The following is a 21,293-nucleotide window of genomic DNA, read 5'->3' as shown; positions in this document are numbered from 1 at the left end:
AGCCATTGCTGGCTGCGGAAGTGTTGAGACGCATAGACCTGAGTTTGAGTAATGACGTGGTATTCTGCTACACTTTATTCATTCACACGGGTGAAAAATAGGGATTTTATTCTAAATAAAGGTATATGGTACGCTTAATTTTTTTGCAAATGGGGTTCAACGAGGGAGGGTGGAGCCTGCGGCAGGCAGGAAAGAAGCAATAGCTGCCACAGGCCTGAAAAATCATTTTAATTTATAAATCTCACTACCTGCGAGCAGGAAACATCCCAGCCCATAATCCTCAAAATCAGGTATCTTATCAAAACTAACCGGCTGACCATCTGAAGGTTGCTTACCTGTACTCTGCACAAAGCCCAGCATTCCATTATCATGTACACAATCTTTTACCAGCGCGTTCCACGCCTTCACTACCACCGGATAATAAGTCTTTTTATCCAGGTAGCCTTTACGAATACCCCAGGTAATACCATATACAAATAATGAAGTACCTGTCAGCTCTTTTCCACCATAATTATTTGGATCATGCAGACTCGCATTCCAGAACCCATCCGTCCTTTGCAGGGGTAAAACAGCGGCTGACATTTCCTTAAAGTCATTGAGGAAGATCTTATAATAATGGGAATTTTCGGGGAGTTGTTCCATTGTTCTTACCAATGCTGCCAGTACCCATCCATTACCACGACTCCAATAGCAGTTCTGCCCATTTGGTTCTTTATAAGGAGGAATGAAGTCCTTATCTCTCCACCACAAATGCTCTTCTTTATTGTACAAACCATTCTTTGTCCACTCATACATTTCATACATGCGGTGGAAATAAGCCGTATCCTTATATATTTTACCTAAGCGGGCCATTACAGGCATCGCCATCTGAACGGCATCGATCCAATGCCAGTCGTCTATTTTAGATGTCCTGAGCATTGTATCAATAGACGCTTTGATATTGGCGATACGTTCCGGTTTTTTGTCTATCAGGTACAGATCAATATACGTCTGCCCACAATCCTGGTCATCCGCATTGCGGGTTTTAATACCATTGCGAAGATTCCAGTTATGTTTTTCACCCCATCGCACTGCATAATCATAATAGGGTTGCTTTGGATCAATAGCATACAATGCCATGAGGCCTTCATAATACACACCACGGGTCCAGATATTAGATGGCCATGTTTTATTCAACACAATCTCTTTGCCCGTATCCGGCCACTTCTCCATAAAATATTGATTCGTCTTCGTCAGCGCAGCCAGTGTGGTCTTCTTTGGAATGAGGGTTTTCTGTGCCTGGGTGTTTACGGCCAACAGCATGGTAACGAACAGGAAGTACTTTTTCATTGTGGATTTATTTTAATTTATCAGGGCATAGGCTGCAGGCCTTCCCATTTTATTTTCCATTTACCGTTTTTAGGAATACCCGGTTCTTTGATGGTACAGCCATCATAACCTGCACACATCAGGGCCACCGCTGTTAATAACCCACCGTTTCCAGGCAGGTAAAGCCTTAACCGATCATCCTGGTAGTTATGGCCATTGGGTAACCAGGTATTTGTTTTGATATTCATAAACAGGGCATCTATCGCTCTTTCAGGTTGTCCCAGTCTCACCGCCGTCATGCAGGTGAGTGGAAAATCCCATCCCCAGGTATCTTTCCAATCCCAGCTGGTCCATATCTTATCGAGGGTATGATGCATAACAACCGTATCCAGTGCAGCACTGGTGGGTAACATCCCCAGGGTACCCAGTACAGCTGGGTGATCTGTCATGTATGCCGGTCGGGTATAACTATCAGGCGCACTTTCAGCTGCCAGGTACAAGCCTTCCTGCTGTGGTAGTGGTGATAAGCCATTTAATACCTGATCCCATTCCGGGTTACGGGGTAGCCCTGCTCTTTCTCTCCATCGTTGAGCCGTTTGCAATCCCCATCGCCAGTAAGCCAGTTCGTATGTTGGATTGTACGTGTCTTCCGGTTTAAATCTTTCCTGTGCAGGAATGAGACCTTTGCCTAAAATATAATGATGGGTGGCACTGTCATACCACGCATAAGATGCCATAAAATCGGCCGTGGCAGCGACCAGCGACTGATATTTTGCCAATACTTCCGGGTGCTGGCGATACAGTAACTCAGCCATGTAAATAAAATGAGGCTGTTGCCAGATGAGGAAAGCGCCTACAGAAGAGGGGCTTTCATTCCCTTCAGGGTCTGTCATCTTTTGCCAGCGAATACCTTTGTAACCCTGTCTTTGCGCAATAGCACGGGCTTTGTCTGCAACGGTCGCATACCATTGCAGGCTTTTCTCCATCAGGTCTGCCCTTCCCCAAAGAGCAAAATGAACGGCATGCCACCAGTACATTTCAAGGTGTGGTTTACCATACCAGCTATTGTACGTCAACCCTGTTTCCTGCGGCGGCATATAGCCAGCACATTGCACTGCCATGAGATATTGGGAAAGGACCACTCTCCTTTCCAGTTCAAAGGCGCGGGGGTCTGTACTACCACTGAAATCAACCGCTCCGCCCCTTTTCCAGAATGCCTGCCAGTATTGGCGGCTGTCTTTTTCCGTTTGCGCAAAAGAAGGAAGGTCCTGCGCTTCATGAGGAGAGAACTCAACAGTGATCTCCTCGTCAGGGGTAAGCAGAAACTCATGGAGATGAGGACTGCTGGTATTTATAGGGGAGTAATTCAGATAATAATGGGTTGAATCTAACTCGTGGATGATAAGACCGGGTTTAATAACAGACGATTGGTGCCTGTCAGGATGCTGGTAGTCTGTACCTGCATCTGCGAATTCGCCTGTGGGGTAAGGAAGGCGGATACGGATTTTCAGACGCCCCTGCTTTACAAGCGGGGAAATGACTTTGATGGATACGAGGTCTTTTTGCGGATGAACGACGGTACGGACTTTTACGGGGACGCCTTCTACAGTAAAAGCGCTGCGGATCTCTCCATTCCAGAGGTCCAGTACCTGGTCTAGCTGTTGGATATCATCGAGGGTAGCGGGTTGTCCATTCCTTTTCAGTATCTGAAACCCAATATTTCCCAATTGTAAGCGATGTACATTCTGGCGGAAATAGTCGACAGCAGGGGTATTCTTTTTTTGTACCGCGTAGGTGATATCCCGGCCATGCAGGTGATAAGGCTGGTAAGCTTCATCGATTTTATACCCTTCCCTATTGGGAAAACTATGCCATCCCCAGCCTGACTGGGTACCCAGGGGAATACCTTTGCTATATGCTTCGGGAAACGTTTGCAAACCAGTGACATCTACAGTAAATGCAAAGTTGCCATTGCCCAGTGTCAGAGCAGCGAGCGTATCTGCCTGGTGCAGGGTCACATTATGCCGCTCAACCAGCGCCTGGCGGTTGATGGGCGTTTGTCCACACACTATACTGTATGTGCAGGTCAACAGGAAAGTAATATAGTTTTTCATTCGTGGAATACTAAAAGTACGTTTTTATGGAAACGTTTGCATAAAAAGTTGACTTTTCAAATATGCAAAATGATAAGAGGAAAGGTATCCTATGCTGTCTTTTTACTATTTTAGCTTATATGAAAAAGTTACTCTTGTGCTGCCTTATGCTTAGTCTGAAGGCGGTTTGCTATGCCGAAGAAGGTACCCCACCACAGGAAAGATATATTTTAGTAATTCATGGCGGTGCTGGTACGATTACCAAACAAAACATGACTCCTGAAAAAGAAGCTGCTTACACAGCGGTACTGAAAGAAGCCCTGATTACGGGTTACAAACTCCTGAAAGCCGGCAAGAGCAGTGTTGATGCAGTAGAAGCTACGATCAAGGTGATGGAAGACTCTCCTCTCTTCAATGCGGGCAAAGGCGCTGTTTTCACTCATGATGGCAAAAATGAAATGGATGCTGCCATTATGAATGGTAAATCCCTGCAGGCAGGTGCTGTAGCCGGGGTGACCACTGTCAAACATCCGATTGCTGCCGCCAAGGCTGTGATGGAGAAATCTGAACATGTGATGCTGGCGGGTCGTGGAGCTGAGCAGTTTGCAAAAGATGCAGGTCTGGAAATCGTAGACCCTAAATATTTCTGGACACAGGAACGCTGGGACGCCCTGCAACAAGTACTCAAAACCGATTCTACCAAAACAAAACCGGACCATAGTTATACGCCAGCCGGCAAACTGGGTATCGAAAATGTGGATAACAAGTTCGGTACAGTAGGCGCTGTAGCGCTGGACAGAAATGGTAACCTGGCGGCAGGAACCTCTACTGGTGGTATGACCAACAAAAAGTACGGCCGTATCGGTGACTCTCCTATCATTGGTGCGGGTACTTATGCTAATAATAAAACTGCCGCTGTGTCCTGTACCGGTTGGGGTGAATATTATATCAGAGACGTAGCAGCTTACGACCTTTCTGCCATGATGGAATACAAGGGTATTAGTCTGGATCTGGCTGCGAAAACAGTGATTGAGAAAATCGGTATCCTGGGTGGGAGCGGTGGATTAATTGCACTGGATCAGGCAGGCCATGCTGTGATGCCTTTTAATACAGAAGGAATGTACAGAGGTACTATTACCGAAGATGGCCAGATTGATATTGAGATCTACAAACCACAATAAAAAGCGAAAGACTGACTAACAGGCAACCATTTTTAGAGGGGAGAATGGTAAATAACACCTTATTAGTCAGTCTTTTTATGCTTTCAAAAGGATAGTTAATCCGGGCTTTTCAACAATGATTGGGATTAATTTTTTCTGAAAACATGCTTAGTTCAGAAAGCTGAATTTGTTTTCGAAGACTTTACCAATTACTGGTACAGGTCTCTGTGCTTCATTAGAAGCTGTTATTATTCCAAATATCAGCAGAATCAATGGAAGAAGGCCGGCTACACTCAAGAGGAATCCCATGGTAGGAATTATTCTTGCGACGATAGAAACAATAATTGAAATTGCCAGACCAGCGATAAATACGCCTAAGGCCTGTGCAAGATGGTAACGTACCAGTGGTGAACGTTCAGGTGTTTCTTTATACTTAATGTATGCAACTACCCAACCAATTATTGTACAGTAGGCGACGATAGCTAATGTTTTGTCCTTCATGATATGATCATTTTTTTGTGATTGATGATGTCACAAAAGTATTTGCCCCAAACATGTGTAGCTATTTTTTGCCTACTACGGAAGTACTACAAGCGAAAAAAACAGCGTCTACGAAACAACTACAAACAATGCAATCAATTCAGGATCAGAATATTAAAACTATGCCTCTCTATTAATATCAGCGATTTCTTCCTTTGCAGCCTGGCTATCGCGGGTGTTTTTCTGTACTGCGATGGCACCAAAAATGCTCAGTAAAAATGCAAATGCGTAAAATCCTTTTTCGCTAGGCAGCATGGTGGCGTTCCATAATCCAACTGCCAGGAGGATCAGACAGAGTAATGTAGACACCCAGCTTATACCATAGTAAATGTCTGTAACGGGAATTTTCTCTAACCTATCCCTTACGCACTTTTGCACAGATACCCCTGCAAAGAGACCATACATCAGCACAGTGAAATAGTATCCCTTTTCATTAAGTTGCATTTGGGCATTATACAGGCCTACGATGTAGCCAACAACCCCAATAAGCAACGCAACCCAGGATGCGGCAATAAATGCCATCGATGGTTTTTGTTTCATTGTATCGGTAAATTTCTATATAAGATACAAATTAACCCTAATTATCAGGGGCTTGAAATAGCTGAATTCAGGGATAAAATTTTTTTGCGTTATAATATTATGAAAATCAAGCTTCTCTAATGTGCCGGTTTTAAATACTCATTCTATTTTGATAATTTTATATCAATACTAATAAGCATGCATCAGGAAACACACATCAGTAGCTCCAACTTTGTCAGAGATGTTATCATCGGCATGTCCGACGGGTTAACCGTACCTTTTGCCCTTACTGCGGGGTTGAGCGGCGTACTGGATACGAACCACCTCATTATCGTATCCGGACTTTCTGAAATTGCAGCAGGTTGCATTTCAATGGGATTGGGTGGATTTCTTGCCGGTCAGACAGAAGTAGAGCACTATGATTCCGAACTAAAACGGGAATATGAAGAAGTAGAGAATGTACCGGACACAGAAAGAATGGAGGTGGAAGCCATCTTTATTGACATGGGTGTAGATAAAGAGCTGAGTAAGCAAGTGACTTTACAAATCAGCCAGGACAAACATAAATGGGTAGACTTTATGATGCGCTTTGAACTGGGGCTAGATAAACCGGATAAGGACAGAGCGATCAAATCTGCATTGACGATTGCATTCTCTTACCTGGCAGGTGGGTTTATTCCTTTGTTCCCCTATCTAATGACTTCCAATAACCAGCAGGGGTTTTATTTTTCTTGTATCATTACGGTGGTAGCCCTGATCATATTTGGGTACTTTAAATCAAAAGTAACCGGGCAACCTTTGATAAAAGGCACTTTGAAGGTAGCGCTCACAGGCATTATAGCGGCTGTGGCGGCTTATTCACTGGCTAAATTGGTGAGCTGATTCAGAACACGACTTTGCCTCCTGACCGACCATTTAACCCCATTGACCTACATCGCCTACTTTGACGTTTCATATGCTTTTAGCTTTGTATCAGTATTAAACTAAAAGCATATGAAAACGTTATTCTTATCAGCAGCCGCCCTTTTCATGGTGGTAATGACCAGTGAGGCAAACTCCTTTGACAAGGTTGTCAGCAATCTATCCAAAACACAATTCTCACAGGATTTCAGCCATGTGGAGCATGCGGTATGGTCTCATCCCGGCAATTTCGATGAGGTCATCTTCCAGCGGCATGGGCATACCATGACAGCCTATTACGATGCTGGCTCCGAATTGGTAGGTACTACCAGCAGTAAAAAGTTTACCGACCTGCCCCTGAAAGCTCAAAGCAAAATCAGGAAAGAATACCAAGATTACAATGTGGTATCTGTAATAAGGTATGATGATAACGAGAATAATGGTACAGATATGCAGTTATTTGGTGTGACTGCTGACGCCCCCGACAGTTATTTCGTGGAGCTCAGCAAGGGCGCTAAGAAAGAAGTGTTACAGGTTTCTGATGAAGGGAATGTGAGTTTCTTCCAGGCATTGAAATAACCTTAAATTTAATAGTCATGAAACGTATTGTTTTAGCCCTGTGTTCGTGTTTATTGTTGTTGAATAGTTGTACTACTACAACTGCGATACAAGGTAGCACCTCCCCGAATGGAAGTATTACTTACCAGACATTTTACGATGACCTGTCGCCTTATGGCAGCTGGATTGATTACCCTGGCTATGGCCATGTGTGGAGTCCGGGAATGGATGGAGAATTCCGTCCTTATGCAACGAATGGTCATTGGGTATATAGCAATGAAGGATGGATGTGGGCATCTGATTTCAACTGGGGATGGGCACCTTTTCATTATGGCCGCTGGTTTTACGACGATGCGTATGGCTGGTTATGGATACCCGGATACGACTGGTCACCGGCATGGGTTACCTGGGGTGCTGTGGATAACTATTACTGCTGGGCGCCACTGGGACCTGGTGTAGGCGTAGGTGCTGCCTATGGCGGGTGGAGACCACATGACTATTACTGGAACCAGGTGCCAAGGGATCACATATATGACAATGATATTTCGAGAGTGGTAACACGGCCCAATAGTGCGGACAGGATCTCTGTGATTAACAATTTTGCCACTACACACGGCAATAACCTGTATTATTCACAGGGACCGAATGTGGCAGAGGTTCAGCGGTATACTAACAGGACTATCACCCCGATGGCTATACAGGAAACCAGAGTACGCGGCAATGCCGTACAGACTGGCAATAACATGCAGGTGTACAGACCACAGGTTCAGAATCCACAACCCAGACAGTTCAGGAGTTTTAATAGTAACACGACTGCCCGGCCAATTATGCAAATGCAGGACAGACCGACGCCGACCATACAAAGATCTGAGCAAATACGAAATGTAAATAGTTTGCCTATGCGTACAGCACCTATGATGTCTTCACCGTCACCATCATCGAGAGTGAGAAGGTAATAAAAGAATGCTGGTGATATAATCACCAGCATTCTTTTATCTCAACAACTTTCTGTCTTCGTCTGTGAGTGGTACAATATGGCTGACCAGCTCTACAATGTCGTCCTTCATACCTGCTTCCAGCAGAATACCGAGCAAGCCAACATTGATACGCTGCTGCTCTTTGTTTAATCCTTGAAATAAACGGGGTTCTATACAGTAAAGACTCTTCACCACCTTGAGCAATGCCTTCTTTTTTCTCCCATCATTGAGTTTTGGAATGATGCCGTTCTTCTCATAGTTATCCACCAGTTTCTCTGCCGCTTCTCCATCTACAAAGGCTTTCTGACGCAGTCGCACCAGCTCATGCAGGTGATTCATCAGCGATTTGAATACTCCATGCTGACGGGTGCGTTCAAACAGGTTTTGAGACAACTCATTATCCTGAGGGTTGAAAGCATCGAAGTAGCGGGATTCTACATACACACTGTGATAAAACCCGATCGCATTATTGTTAAATGAAGTGAGGTCCTTGAACAATTCCTTTTGATGGGAGTTGAGGAAGTAAAAGAAGAATTTATCGCCAATACGCTCAGACCACCTGACAAAGGTAATCTTGAAATAGTGGTCCTTACCCTCCACATCCTTGATGGGCAAGGTGCCAATATCGCTTTCTGCTATCAGTTGCTGGTAAGGTACAGCCACTCCATTGATGCGGATCTGGTATTCCTTTTCCCGGTTCAGCATCAGAAACCAGCCAAACTCTCTTTCCAGGAAGGTCTTAAATTCATCTGACTGAAAGGAAAAACCAGTCACAGCAAAGAGGTCCGTGAAAGTCACCATGGTGCCGGTAGCACCTTTAGACAGATCCCGGTTGTTGTGCGGATCGAAATAATCTTTAGAGTTTTTTGTAATGAGGATCTCGTAAGCTTTGAGCTGACCGGTGGTCTGGTCTTTATAGACTGTTTTCCACAATGCTTTTCCACTAAAGGCGGAAAAGGAGAAACGTCCACGGCCTTTGTTTCCTTTGATGAAGGAAGATGTCTTCTGAAAGGTGGCCTTCTTGATAGAGTCGTTGAAGTTACCGAAGGTCTCCTTCAGCTGTTCATAGTCGATACCAGTACCATTGTCTGTAATGGACAGACTATGGATAGTATCTATTTCATTTGTTTCAAAAGTGATATCGATGATGGATGCAGCTGCGTCAAAACCATTCCAGATATATTCTGCCACCGCTTCCATGTAGTCCCGGGGAAGGCCGGAAGACTGTATACCGGTATCTGTAACAGACACTTTTTCTTTCATATTACGTGCGCATTTAAGTGGGCAAAAGTAATATAAAAGGCTTATTCATTCGTTAATATAATCTTACCGATATGTTGGCTGCTTTCCATGAGGGCGTGGGCTTCCGGAGCTTTATCATATGTAAAAGTTGCATATATGACAGGCTTGTATTTTCCGTTGTGAATAAGTGGCCAAACTTTTTCCAGCAGCTCCTGTGACAGGGCTTTTCTAAAGGTATAATCACGGGGGCGCAGGGTCGTACCAGTGATAGTGAGGCGCTTCTGCATCATCCTGCCGATGTTCAGCTGCGCCATGTTTCCACCCATGGCATTAATGTACACCAGGCGGCCTTCGGTATTGAGTAGCTGAACGTTTTTGTCCAGATAGTCCCCTCCCACCATGTCGAGAATCACGTCCATGCCAGTGCTGGCATATGCCTCCCTGAAGTCCTGTTCTTTATAATTGACATAACCGGCGGCTCCGAGTTCCAGGCAGGCTTTGCCTTTTTCTTCTGAGCCGACGGTTACGTATACATTTGCGTCAAAGGCATGCCCCAGCTGGATAGCAGCAATACCGATACCACTGCTACCACCATGGACCAGCAAATTTTCGCCGGGTTGTAAGCGTGCCCGCTGAAAGACATTTGTCCATACGGTGGCTATCACTTCGGGCAGACTGGCTGCTTCGGCAAATGAAAGTTTATCTGGTATGGGTAGACATTGTCCTTCTTTCGCAGTGACATAGGTGGCATATCCACCACCAGCAATGAGGGCACATACTTTATCGCCGGGTTTCCACATGGTCACATCCGGGCCGCATTCCTTTACGATGCCAGCCACTTCCATTCCCAGGATCTCCTGTACTACACCGGGAGGAGGTGGATACTTCCCTTTGCGCTGAGAGACGTCTGCCCTGTTCAGTCCGGCCGCTTTGATTTCAATCAGCACTTCTTCTGCACCCGGTGTGGGTGTAGGGTATTCCTGTAGTTGCAGTACTTCCGGTCCTCCGGGTTTGGTAATGACGATGGCTTTCATAGCTTATGCGTTTAAAATGGGTGCGTCTTTCAGTTTTTCTTTGATAGCATCTGGCAGGAAAGGTCTGCCACCGGTAGCAGGTACACAGGTGCCTGTGAATACCGCTTTGGTAACGACCTTGTTATTGAGCATGATCTTCTGTTCAAAATGGATCTGCGGTTTGCCGCTTCCATCAGCCATGAGCTGACAGGTAACGGTGAATGTATCGTCTCTTTTCAGAGAGCGAACGAACTGGATGGTATATTGAGACAGCACCATATTGATGCCTTTCTGTGCTTCTTCTTCCAGGCTGAAACCCAGTATGTCTTTGATAAAGTCGTGTCTGCAATATTCCATGTAGAAAGGGTAATAGAGACCGTCCATGATGTTCTGAACGTCGATGTGTTCTGGTTTAACGGTGTATTCTTTTACGTATTCCATTGTGTTGGTCCTTTTTCATTTATAAGCAAATCTACATGAAGGATTCTGATAATATTTCCCTTTTATCAATATTTGTTTTTGTCGAATTTTTACTACCCTTTTATTCAATTTGTTTTAATAATTTTAATATTACTACTATACCTATCTCCTCCCTGATTTTTTTCTCTATCGAGTAACAGTGATACCACAACAATGAGATCGTTATGAGGATGGCCAACATTATCGTGTTGCATCAGTACCCTGCTATGGCAGAGAGATTGATTAGAACGCTATACCACAGGAAATTTGATTTTTATGTACACCTTGACAATAAAGTAGACATCGCTCCTTTTATACCCCTCTCGAGCTTGCCGAATACTTTTTTTGTTCAGGAACGTAAAACAGTGCATTGGGCAGGGTTTAGTCAGCTTGAGGCCATCGGTGCGTCGCTGCGTGCTATTTTTTCAAGTGGCCGATCGTATGACTATGTCAACCTGCTGAGCGGGCAGGACTATCCGATAAAACCGACTGGTTATATTTATGATTTTCTCAATGCTTATATTGGTCACTCTTTCCTTACCTCAGAAACACCGCCTACTGCCTGGTGGAACGAAGCGCATCAGCGGTATACCCGATATCACCTGATAGATTACAGTTTCAGGGGAAAACACCGACTGGAAAATATACTTTCCAACCTTTTACCGCAAAGGGAGTTTCCACTACCCTACCAGCTATATGGAGGGCCTTTAGCTGCTTACTGGACGCTGAGTGGAGAGGCCGCATTCTACCTAAGCCAGTTCCTGTCTGAAAGAACATGTTATTCATTTTTCAAACACACCTGGGCGCCGGATGAATTCCTGGTGAATACCTTGCTGATGAACAGTCCATTAAGCAATATGATCATCAATGACAATTACCGCTATATAGATCGTTCTGGCGGTGGATCGCACCCGAAAGTGCTTACTATGGAAGATCTGAATTGTCTGCAGCATAGTAGCCGGCTGTTTGCGAGGAAATTTGATCCCAATATTGACAATCAGATACAGGACGAAATTGATAGAACCATCCTTTATACTAAAAATTGGGTTTAACCGATGAAAAATAACGAAAGCTGGGACTGGGAAATTAATGCCAATACAAAATGGTTTGATTGGAACCTCCGCGAAATTGTCAGTTACAAAGATCTCTTGTTCCGGTTTGTAAGGCGTAACCTGATTGCAAGTTATCAGCAGACGGTATTGGGACCTTTTTGGGTATTTATTCAACCGGCACTGACTACCCTGGTTTACTATATCATCTTTGGAAAGGTGGTAAAGATTTCTACGGGAGGTATTCCGCCCGTACTATTTTATTTGTCCGGGATTCTCTTCTGGAGTTTCTTTTCCGATTGTCTGAATGGGACGATGTATACTTTTTTGCAAAATGCCAATATTTTCAATAAGGTATATTTTCCACGATTGGTAGTGCCTGTTAGCAATGTACTTTCACATAGTATCAGGATAGGTATTCAATTGTTACTTTTTATTGCCATCTACATCTATCATTTTGCCACGATGGGAATACATGGTAATTACTACATATTGCTTACTCCATTCCTGTTGCTGTTGACCGCAGGATTCGGTCTGGGAGCCGGCCTGATTATCAGCGTTTTTACCGCGAGATACAGGGACCTGGATTATGCACTTCAGTTTATACTCAGGCTATTTATGTTTGCCACACCGGTGGTGTACCCGGCATCAATTGTTCCGGCCCGATACCAGTTATTGTTTTGGTTAAATCCGCTCACTGTCATCACAGAAACATTCAGGGCAGCTTATTTTTCGAATGAACCTGTTCATTACCGCTGGTTGGCACTTTGCATTGTAGAAGTACTATTTTTATTAGTGGTGGGCATTACGCTGTTTAAGAAAAAGGAACTTAAAATAATGGACGTTGTATGATAGCTATAAAGGTTGAAAACATCTCCAAATTATACCGTCTTGGTAATCCAGGTTCTGGCCGGCTTCGGGAGGATATTCGCTTTTGGCTAAAGCGACAGAATGCTGATAAATACTTACTATGGGCGCTGAAAGATATCAACTTTGAAATCAACCAGGGAGAAGTCATGGGGTTCATTGGTAACAATGGTGCGGGAAAATCCACCCTGTTAAAAATCATTTCTTCTATAACTACACCTACTACGGGCAGCATATCTGGCAGGGGGACTATTGCCAGTCTGCTTGAAGTCGGGTCAGGATTTCATGGAGATCTGACAGGACGTGAAAATATTTTTCTCAATGGCAATATTCTGGGAATGAAAAGTTCCGAGATAAAAAGCTGTTTCGATGAGATCATTGCATTTTCTGGTGTAGAGGAATTAATTGATACACCTGTCAAGCATTATTCAAGTGGCATGTATATGCGACTGGCATTTGCGATAGCCGCACATTTAAATCCTGAAATTCTGATTGTAGATGAGGTACTGGCTGTGGGAGATGTAGAATTCCAGCGCAAATGCCTGGGGAAAATGAAAGAAATTTCAGACAGAAAAGGAAAGACGGTTTTGTTTGTAAGTCACAATACGCAGGCGTTGCAAAACCTGTGTGATCGGGTCATCACCTTACATAAAGGGCATATCATTGATTCAGGCAAGCCGGAGACTGTGATTGCCAATTACCTGAAAAGTACAGACAACAATTACCTGGAACAAAGTTATGATACGCCAGAATCAGCGCCTGGCAATGATTATATACGAATCAAAAAAATAGCCATTGAATATGATACGGATATTTTCGATATCCGTACACCATTTACTACCAGGTTTGAATTTTGGTATAGCGATCCCGATCCGGGTAGTCTGATTGTTGGCATTCATTTATTTAACATGGCAGGTGAATGCATTTTTGATGTGGCATCCAAAGGATCAGATCTGCGTGCAGGGCTTATAACGGGGGAATGTAATATACCGGGTAATTTTCTAAACAATGGTGCTTACTATTTATCCATTGTTTTTGTAAAAGACACGACGCAGCGGATATTTTATTTTGAAGGTTGTCTTTCATTCAATGTGGAGGATTTCAGGGAGAATACCGCCTGGTTTGGGAAATGGATGGGGTATGTTCGTCCTGCGTTTCCGGTGATTTTAAAACAGCAGCATGTACTATAAAATACACCATATACAATTATCCGCAGTAGATAGTTTTTCTGTAGAGAAAGGCCAGCATTATGTTGTGGTATGGTTAGGAGAAGTACCATTGGGGCATGTATGGGTTACTTCGCCGGAGGACATTACTGTCAAAATACGGGCTGCTATACAACCTGCACTGACACATTACAGCGAATGTGGTTCATCACTTGCATTTACGGATCAGGCAGTAAGATTATCTGTTGTGATTTGTACCCGTCACCGGCCACAGTCATTGTATAAGTGCCTGCAATCATTATTATCTGGTCCCGATACTGAATTTGAATTGATTGTGGTGGATAATGCGCCGGAGAATGATGAGACATTGCTGGTAGCAAAACAGTTTGCCCAGGTGCGATATGTTCGTGAAGACAGGAAGGGGCTTGATATAGCACGTAATACAGGTGCCAGAACAGCTACAGGAGATATTATAGCTTATACTGATGATGATGTCCTCATTCCGCAAAACTGGATCACTAATCTAAAGGCATGTTTTACAGATCCTTTGATCATGGCAGTGACAGGGCTTGTGATACCCGCCTCCCTGGATACAAGGGCGCAGTATACATTTGAAAGAAAGTGGGGGTTTAATAAAGGGTATCTGCCCAAGCGGTTTAATCACCGGTATTTTCTTGATCACCTTGAGTATGGTGTGCCGGCATGGGATATCGGCGCGGGAGCTAATATGGCCTTTCGGAAAGAAGCATTCCAGGTGGCGGGGTTATTTGATGAAAGGCTGGATGTAGGAGCTTCGGGGTGTAGTGGTGATTCGGAAATGTGGCACCGCATACTGGCCGAAGGGTGGGATTGTTATTATGTACCGGAGTTGTTTGTTTATCATGAACATCGTTCTACTGAAGAAGGGTTGCGAAAACAACTGTTCGGTTATATGCGTGGGCATGTCAGTGCACTGCTTGTGCAATATGAAAATTACCAGCATCCGGGAGAATTAAAGCGACTACGGCAAGGGTTACCCCGATACTACCTGCAGCGATTAATACAATGGATAAAAGGGAACAAGGAGGAGTATATCAGGCATATTATCACTGAGATCAGGGGGTGTAAATCTGGTATTCGATTTTATAAAGCACATCAACACCTGTGGCGGCAGGATATTCAGACATTTCCCTTATGGCTGTTGGAACCGGTTTCTGTAGCGTGGAACCTTGTTTCTGTAATTATTCCCTGTTACAACCATGGGCATTATCTCAGACCGGCCATTGAGAGTGCGCTGGGCCAAACATGGCCCAATATGGAAGTTATAGTAGTGGATGATGGTTCCAGCGATGATACGGCGGCGATTTGTAAAGAATATGGAGACCGGGTGAAATACATCTATGTAGAACGTGTTGGTTTATCAGCAGCGCGGAATATAGGCGTACAATTTAGTAAGGGGGAATTCCTGATCTTCCTCGATGCAGATGATTATTTATATCCAGGCGCTGCTGAAGTAAACCTTTTCTATTTCAGGTACTATCCGCAGTTAGCTTTTGTATCCGGTGCACATGACAGGGTTGATGCAAACGGGGAATTCATAGCGGAAGTATATAATAGCGGAACCGGGTACCTCTCTTTATTGCAGGGGAACTACATAGGTATGGAAGGTTGTATTCTATACAGGAGGGACCTGTTCTTTCATTTTCATTTTGACACAAAACTGAAGGCATGTGAAGATTATGACCTCAACCTGAAAATAGCAAGGCTGCTACCTACTTTTCATCATAAAGAAAGGATAGCTGCTTACCGGATTCATGGTCAGAATATGTCGGACAACAGGAAAATGATGTTGCAATTAGTGAAGGAGGTATTAAAAAGGCAAATACCCCTGTTATCAAATGAAGAGGAGCGATTGGCGTTACAATCCGGACAACAAAACTGGAAGGCATATTATGAATAACAGGATTCCCGATCAACCACCTATTATAGAGCCGCTTTCACCGGAGGTACACAGACCATTATGGTCTGTGATGATCCCAACTTACAATTGTAGTCACTACCTGGAAGCTACTTTAAAAAGTGTGCTGGAACAGGACCTGGGGCCGGCGCTGATGCAGATTGAAGTAGTGGATGATTGTAGTACAGATGGGGATATTGCAGCACTGGTAGCATCGATTGGCCAGGGTCGGGTATCGTTTTACCAACAACCGGAGAACCGTGGGAGCCTGCGTAATTTTGAAACATGTCTTAATCGTGCAAAGGGGCATTTTGTGCACTTATTACACGGAGATGACTTATCAGGGCAGGGTATTTATCAGCAGGCCACGCAGTTATTTGAACAATATCCTGATGCCGGGGCCATTTGCACAGGTTTTTCATACATCAATGAGCAGGGAGCTGAAATTAATAAAAGTAACGTCCTGAAGACGGAGACAGGGGTTATACAGGATTGGCTATTGCAGATAGCTACAGGGCAAAAAATGCAGCCACCAGCAGTATTGGTCAGAAGAAAGGTCTATGAACAATTAGGTGGTTTTTTCGGCATTCATTATGGCGAGGACTGGGAAATGTGGGTAAGGATTGCCGCGCATTACCCGGTGGTTTATACGCCAGAGCGGCTGGCCTATTACAGAGTACATACATCCAATATCACCAGCAGGTATTTCCTGTCCTGTCAGCATATTCTTGATATTTCGAAAGCCATTCACCTGATACAACCTTATCTTCCTGCTACAGAACGTTCCCGTTTAAAACGGCAGGCCCAATATAACTGGTCATTATATTTTGCACGAACTACTGATATGACCTATCATAAATACAATGCACCCCTACAAGCGCTTAACCAGGCTGGCAAAGCATTTAAGATGCACCCGAACAAGGTAACGCTCTATTTTTTATGTAAAATTTTATTGAAAATAATGCTTCGATACAAGCAATGAATTTAGTATTTTGTTGTTATGAAATTGCTGACAGAAGCTGAATTAATCTGGTCTCCCATTGTGGCGAATAACAAGATGAATCGTAAGCGGGTGGCGATTGGAGTGAATAGTTATGAAAAGGAATTATTTTTCAATCCGTCGAAGTACCTCGATGATTGCCTGGCGCAAAGGGGTGAGGTGAAATGGCTGGATTTATGTTGTGGGGAGGGTAATGCATTGATTCAATATGCGAAAGGATTAGCGCAGCAGTCAGGGGTGCAATTGAAAGGGATTGACCTGGTGGATTTGTTCCAGGAAATACCTCCTTTTATTGGTTGCCTGGAATTTGAGGTACGATCTTTAGTGAATTGGGTTCCTGCGGAGAAATATGATCTGATTACCTGTGTACATGGTATTCATTATATAGGCGATAAATTGAAGGTGTTAGTGAGGGCAATAGCAACGTTGCAACCATGGGGCTTGTTTGTGGCCAATCTTGATCTGAATAATATACAGGGGGTGGATGTAAAGAAATTATTTGCTTTGTATGGGATTGAGTATAATAAAAGAAGGAAGCTCCTGACATGTACCGGCCCCCGGCATATTGATATCACCTGGACCTATGTGGGTGCTGATGACCAGACCGGGCCAAATTATACAGGTCAGGAAGCAGTGACCTCTTTTTATCGTTAGTTTACTTTCTTAATACTTAATACGATCCTTATTTTTTCGCCTTCATTATCGGCAGTTTTCTTCACTACAAAGTACCATTTCTTATCAGGCACATCTACTAAAAAGATATCTCCTTTTTTGTGGACACGTACAGCATCTTCAAATGGTTTTACCATCATACCGGCAGTAAATGGACCGGTATCTCCGTCCTTTTGATTGGGATCCATGTTGTATTTAGTATTCAGCTCTTCGAAAGATTTACCGGCGGCGTATTGCTGTTGTATCAACGTGCGGAGGCTGTCTATCTCTTTATGCTTTAATACTGCACCATCCAGGTGGATATAGCTGGCCCGGAAGGTGTAATTCCCTGTATCAGCTACTACCCTGTAATAACGTCCTTCAATTGTGGCAGTATCTCCTACATTCAGACTAAACAGCTTTTTATCCAAAGCATTTGTATCCTTTGAAGAGTTCAATGGAGTCGCGGTGATAAAGGAATATTTATCAGCCAGCTTGTAAGCATCTTCAATCGTAACTGCCTGGTCAAGAATGACTTCCTGGGAGCGGTAGTCGACTGACTGACCGCAGGCTGCGAATATCAATAAAAACAGACTAGCGTATATGTATTTCATAGCGCTCAAGATAAAAAATAATTAGGTATTTGCCACGAGGATGAGTTCTGAATTGGAGAGGGACAGACCGTCATTTCTTTCCTGAAAATATTCCTTTGTAAGGTCGTCACCGGATACCACTTTAGCATATTTAAACCCTGCTTTGTGAGCAAGATCCAACATCTGCTCTTCTTTTAGAAGCTGTAAAGATTGGGAATGAGCGTTCTTTTTGATTACGCCAATCGGAAATAAAATTTACTCAGTAATGAATTTTTTCTCTTTCCACAGATCAAGGGTTTCAGGTTTTACCCCGCATTCCAGGAGGATTTCCTCTAAATCTTCGCGGCCACCTTCTACGGTCCAGTCTACAGCATAAGCTGCAAAGTCAGTGGTGGTTTTGATTTTCCCTAATAGTTTGGTTTCGGTTAGGATAGCAGCGGTTCTTCTGAGGGCTATCCGGCCAATATCCCAGTTATCCTGTTCTTCCATTAGTTGTTCCATTTGGGCGAAGTAGTCTTCGAATGAGGTGATATCTAATGGAGAGGAATCGTCATATTTGTCATGAAAGAAAACTTCTCCCCCATTTTCGAGTCTTTGTTCAACTTCCTGTTGAGATTGAGAAACCAGGAGGGGGAAATAGTTATCAGCATAGTGGTAATTTATTTCCAGGAGGGCCAGTGGTGACGTAGTTTCATGATGCGTCAGAGAACTAACGATGGATTGGGCCATAGCCTGGGCGAGTTTTTCGATCAGTGCATCCTTGGACAGGTTTTCCCTGTTCCGGCTGTAGGTCAGACGGTTACTGCCTCCTTCATGGAAGGTTCTGATCTTATCCAGCTGATTATCGGTATAGGCGTATTCATCGTAGGAAGAATACTTTCCCAGCCCGGGGGCGACATTGTTGCTTACGGAGCGGGTGATCCTGCCATCGGTGTCGTACTCAAATGTGGTCGTGATCAGGAAAAAGAAGAGATCATTTTCTTTATATTCTTTAATTAACTCTTCCCTGGATTGGCCCGGTTTGTAAATAGTTCCTTTACCGTTTATACCCAAACGTTGTGAGGTGATCTTACGGCCATTTTCAAATGTAATCCTTGTAAGGGCGGAAGGCACGCCTGTGTTGATATTAAATTCTATGTACTCCGCGAGGTTATTGGTATATTTATAATAACCTTCCCATAAGGTTTTGATTGCTTCATTGCCAAAGGTCATGTAGCAAGGTAACCCCAGGTCACTGAAGCCGTATTCGTAGTCGTCTTTTTCCTTTGATAAGGCTCCATTTGAGGGGAAGGAGTGCTGGTCATATTTTTCGAGGTTATAACGGGTGCCGGGGGCGTATAGTGTTGTTTTAACCTGTGCTTTGAAAGCAGGGAGGTGTTGAATGTCGTCAAAGGCTTTTTCCCAACGGCTGATGAGGTTATCTATTAAATTGTCCATTGAATAAAATTAAAGAATAAATATGTTATGCGATTTTTTTTTGCAGGCGTATTTGGATGGGGAGCGGCAGCAGGTGGAGACTTCGAAGTAAAGGCATTATTTAAAATTAAAGAAAGAGGCTGGTTGTCCGGATAGTGTGGTAGCATTTGCGCAGGCGAGGTGTGAGGAGTATACACCGCATGATGTATTTGTGATGGATATCTGTTTGTGTGGAGATAAGTATTTACTGTGCAGTGTGGGGGGTATAAGGTGAGGATTGGAGATATTGTGAAGGGGTATCGGCGTATTTTGTAGGAAGCTGAAATTTTTATACTTATGAAATTTGTTGTAGTTTTTCTGGTATTGGCTCTGCTGGCCATACCAGCATGTTTTCCGGATTTCGGCACCGGTACTTTTACAGAGCGTTCAAGAACATACTCACCAGACAGCACCAAATTCTTATTAAACTACGCCTATGAACAGGGAGCATGGGATGGTGGCCGATCCTACTTTATCGCGATTTTAAAAATAACTGACTCCGTTGAAAGTACTGCGAGCCAATATAAGTTCTTCAGTTACGACGTAGATGATGTCTATTGGCAAGGTAGCGATACGGTTATTGTTGCTGAAAAATTTACTGAATTTATAAGCAGGGGTAAGTCCCAATTTAAGGATAGTATATTTCCTATGAATGGGACTATCGTGAAAGTTGTGCACAAGGATCCTATTGATACATCTTACGAGCGGAAAGTATTTTATAGAGAAACATCGCCAAGTCAAAAGTATGATTTGATTGTGTATAGATATGTTAAGCCTGGGAATGGTTATTATTTTCTGAACATATCGGTTATTCATAGGAATGATAGCATTCCGAAATACGGGAATTTTTATGTATCCAGATTTGATTTTGATTGCTTTAATGATATTAGGTGGATGAAGGGAGATACGCTGGATATTAAGGTGTCAGAGCCATGCTTTTATTCATTTGAAGATTATCTTGTAAAAAACCGGAGGGATACGGGGATTAAGTATAAGGTTCAGGTGAATGATACTATTAGGGGGAATATTACTTATTGAATGTTTAATAGAATTTTAAAAGGCTTTCAGACATCCTGCCTGAAATATTATTGATATCCAAACTTACCATCTCTGTATTTGCCATATTTCAATATTGTAAATACCATCAAGAGTACTAAAAGTGGTGACAGTATAAGACTAATCAACATTATTGGAACTATCAACCCAGTCGTTAATAAAATCAAATGAACTACGAGGTAGATAGTCACTATCCAGATTGAAAAAGTTGGGCTCTTTGCTCCGTTTGGGGTGGCCAAAACCTCCGTATTAGACAATATCCACAATTCGCATTCTATCAGTATATTTTTAATTTTAAACTGCCCCCAATCAGGAACAGCTTCTGCTACTGCAGCATTCTTATGCTTTGTTTCTATAGATTGAAGAAATTTTACTCTTGCAGTGACATTACTAAAATCAATACAGGATTATCATGTGTGAAGCTCTTATTATTCCTAATGTCATTAAAGGCATTATAGAACATTCTCTTACAAACGACTCATCTTCCTTGGCAGAATAATCACAACTACACCTCCAGGTTGTTGGAGAAGTATTCTCATCATTATATGTCCAGGTAAATGCTTGAACTTTACAATTGGTAGAAATTTGTAGTGCCATAGAACAAGGTTTAAAGCTCTCTGAATCCCAGGGCAATACAACAAATAAGTAACGCAATGCCAATCACAAGAAAAGGCCAGTTGCCACCCGCACCTTGCATTAGCAAAAATACGTTAAGTACTAGTAAATGCAGCCCTATTACAATCAGAGTATA

General features: G+C 43.4%; 21 protein-coding genes. 11 read left to right on the top strand and 10 right to left on the bottom strand.

Annotated elements, in window-relative coordinates; genetic code table 11:
• Positions 1–222 precede the first annotated feature (222 nt).
• Together QQL36_RS12205 and QQL36_RS12200 are read right to left on the bottom strand one after the other, a co-directional pair.
• Complete coding sequence (locus tag QQL36_RS12205) at positions 223–1,329, bottom strand: glycoside hydrolase family 88 protein (RefSeq protein WP_321569865.1); 1,107 nt, start codon at positions 1,327–1,329, stop codon at positions 223–225.
• Between the two features lie 20 nt (positions 1,330–1,349).
• The gene (locus tag QQL36_RS12200) at positions 1,350–3,422 is read right to left on the bottom strand and encodes a hypothetical protein (protein WP_321569864.1); all 2,073 of its coding nucleotides are present in this window, start codon (positions 3,420–3,422) and stop codon (positions 1,350–1,352) included.
• A gap of 119 nt (positions 3,423–3,541) precedes the next feature.
• Between QQL36_RS12200 and QQL36_RS12195 the strand changes: the two genes are divergently transcribed.
• Positions 3,542–4,582, top strand: coding sequence for an isoaspartyl peptidase/L-asparaginase (locus QQL36_RS12195; protein WP_321569863.1), 1,041 nt, complete (start codon positions 3,542–3,544; stop codon positions 4,580–4,582).
• Between the two features lie 147 nt (positions 4,583–4,729).
• On the opposite strand, the gene QQL36_RS12190 is transcribed toward QQL36_RS12195, so the two are convergent.
• Both QQL36_RS12190 and yiaA read right to left on the bottom strand, forming a co-directional pair.
• Positions 4,730–5,062, bottom strand: a complete 333-nt coding sequence (locus QQL36_RS12190; RefSeq protein ID WP_083721099.1) for a DUF4870 domain-containing protein — start codon at positions 5,060–5,062, stop codon at positions 4,730–4,732.
• A 159-nt stretch (positions 5,063–5,221) separates the two neighbouring features.
• Positions 5,222–5,641: an inner membrane protein YiaA gene (gene yiaA / locus QQL36_RS12185; protein ID WP_083721101.1), complete on the bottom strand. Its 420-nt coding sequence runs from the start codon at positions 5,639–5,641 to the stop codon at positions 5,222–5,224.
• A 177-nt stretch (positions 5,642–5,818) separates the two neighbouring features.
• Between yiaA and QQL36_RS12180 the strand changes: the two genes are divergently transcribed.
• The 3 genes from QQL36_RS12180 to QQL36_RS12170 all read left to right on the top strand — a co-directional run bounded on the left by QQL36_RS12180 (position 5,819) and on the right by QQL36_RS12170 (position 8,034).
• Positions 5,819–6,502 (top strand): VIT1/CCC1 transporter family protein, encoded by a 684-nt coding sequence (locus QQL36_RS12180; protein ID WP_083721103.1) that lies wholly within the window; start codon positions 5,819–5,821, stop codon positions 6,500–6,502.
• A 111-nt stretch (positions 6,503–6,613) separates the two neighbouring features.
• Positions 6,614–7,099, top strand: a complete 486-nt coding sequence (locus QQL36_RS12175) for a hypothetical protein (RefSeq protein WP_321569862.1) — start codon at positions 6,614–6,616, stop codon at positions 7,097–7,099.
• Positions 7,100–7,116: 17 nt separating this feature from the next.
• Entirely contained in the window at positions 7,117–8,034 is a 918-nt protein-coding gene (locus QQL36_RS12170; protein WP_321569861.1) for a DUF6600 domain-containing protein, read from the top strand.
• Positions 8,035–8,070: 36 nt separating this feature from the next.
• Here QQL36_RS12170 and QQL36_RS12165 read toward each other — a convergent pair whose 3' ends face one another.
• Genes QQL36_RS12165 through QQL36_RS12155 form a run of 3 tightly spaced genes read right to left on the bottom strand, consistent with a single transcriptional unit; the run spans position 8,071 to position 10,751 of the window.
• Entirely contained in the window at positions 8,071–9,318 is a 1,248-nt protein-coding gene (locus tag QQL36_RS12165) for an ATP-binding protein (protein ID WP_321569860.1), read from the bottom strand.
• A gap of 41 nt (positions 9,319–9,359) precedes the next feature.
• The gene (locus QQL36_RS12160; RefSeq protein WP_321569859.1) at positions 9,360–10,331 is read right to left on the bottom strand and encodes an NAD(P)H-quinone oxidoreductase; all 972 of its coding nucleotides are present in this window, start codon (positions 10,329–10,331) and stop codon (positions 9,360–9,362) included.
• A 3-nt stretch (positions 10,332–10,334) separates the two neighbouring features.
• Positions 10,335–10,751, bottom strand: a complete 417-nt coding sequence (locus QQL36_RS12155) for an acyl-CoA thioesterase (protein WP_321569858.1) — start codon at positions 10,749–10,751, stop codon at positions 10,335–10,337.
• 209 nt (positions 10,752–10,960) lie between these two features.
• Between QQL36_RS12155 and QQL36_RS12150 the strand changes: the two genes are divergently transcribed.
• Genes QQL36_RS12150 through QQL36_RS12125 form a run of 6 tightly spaced genes read left to right on the top strand, consistent with a single transcriptional unit; the run spans position 10,961 to position 17,441 of the window.
• Entirely contained in the window at positions 10,961–11,821 is an 861-nt protein-coding gene (locus QQL36_RS12150) for a beta-1,6-N-acetylglucosaminyltransferase (RefSeq protein WP_321569857.1), read from the top strand.
• Between the two features lie 3 nt (positions 11,822–11,824).
• On the top strand, positions 11,825–12,670 hold the full coding sequence (locus QQL36_RS12145; protein ID WP_083721119.1) for an ABC transporter permease: 846 nt from the start codon (positions 11,825–11,827) through the stop codon (positions 12,668–12,670).
• Positions 12,667–13,875 carry an ABC transporter ATP-binding protein gene (locus QQL36_RS12140; protein ID WP_321569856.1) on the top strand — a complete coding sequence of 403 codons (1,209 nt, stop codon included), beginning with the start codon at positions 12,667–12,669 and terminating at the stop codon, positions 13,873–13,875. Before QQL36_RS12145 ends, QQL36_RS12140 begins: the two co-directional genes overlap by 4 nt.
• Entirely contained in the window at positions 13,865–15,790 is a 1,926-nt protein-coding gene (locus QQL36_RS12135; protein WP_321569855.1) for a glycosyltransferase family 2 protein, read from the top strand. Before QQL36_RS12140 ends, QQL36_RS12135 begins: the two co-directional genes overlap by 11 nt.
• Positions 15,783–16,769, top strand: a complete 987-nt coding sequence (locus QQL36_RS12130) for a glycosyltransferase family 2 protein (RefSeq protein WP_321569854.1) — start codon at positions 15,783–15,785, stop codon at positions 16,767–16,769. Before QQL36_RS12135 ends, QQL36_RS12130 begins: the two co-directional genes overlap by 8 nt.
• 18 nt (positions 16,770–16,787) lie before the next feature.
• Positions 16,788–17,441, top strand: coding sequence for a class I SAM-dependent methyltransferase (locus QQL36_RS12125; RefSeq protein WP_321569853.1), 654 nt, complete (start codon positions 16,788–16,790; stop codon positions 17,439–17,441).
• Here QQL36_RS12125 and QQL36_RS12120 read toward each other — a convergent pair.
• The 3 genes from QQL36_RS12120 to QQL36_RS12110 form a co-directional block, all read right to left on the bottom strand.
• Entirely contained in the window at positions 17,438–18,052 is a 615-nt protein-coding gene (locus QQL36_RS12120; protein WP_321569852.1) for a peptidylprolyl isomerase, read from the bottom strand. The two genes, QQL36_RS12125 and QQL36_RS12120, sit on opposite strands and share 4 nt — an antisense overlap.
• A gap of 21 nt (positions 18,053–18,073) precedes the next feature.
• Complete coding sequence (locus QQL36_RS12115) at positions 18,074–18,214, bottom strand: hypothetical protein (protein ID WP_179090983.1); 141 nt, start codon at positions 18,212–18,214, stop codon at positions 18,074–18,076.
• A 72-nt stretch (positions 18,215–18,286) separates the two neighbouring features.
• The gene (locus QQL36_RS12110) at positions 18,287–19,468 is read right to left on the bottom strand and encodes a hypothetical protein (RefSeq protein ID WP_321569851.1); all 1,182 of its coding nucleotides are present in this window, start codon (positions 19,466–19,468) and stop codon (positions 18,287–18,289) included.
• Positions 19,469–19,783: 315 nt separating this feature from the next.
• On the opposite strand from QQL36_RS12110, the gene QQL36_RS12105 reads away from it, so the two are divergent.
• Positions 19,784–20,524, top strand: coding sequence for a hypothetical protein (locus QQL36_RS12105; RefSeq protein ID WP_321569850.1), 741 nt, complete (start codon positions 19,784–19,786; stop codon positions 20,522–20,524).
• Positions 20,525–21,293 lie beyond the last annotated feature (769 nt).

This window comes from Chitinophaga sp. LS1, from assembly GCF_034274695.1.
Lineage (GTDB): Bacteria > Bacteroidota > Bacteroidia > Chitinophagales > Chitinophagaceae > Chitinophaga.
This window is presented reverse-complemented; position numbering and strand designations above follow the sequence as displayed.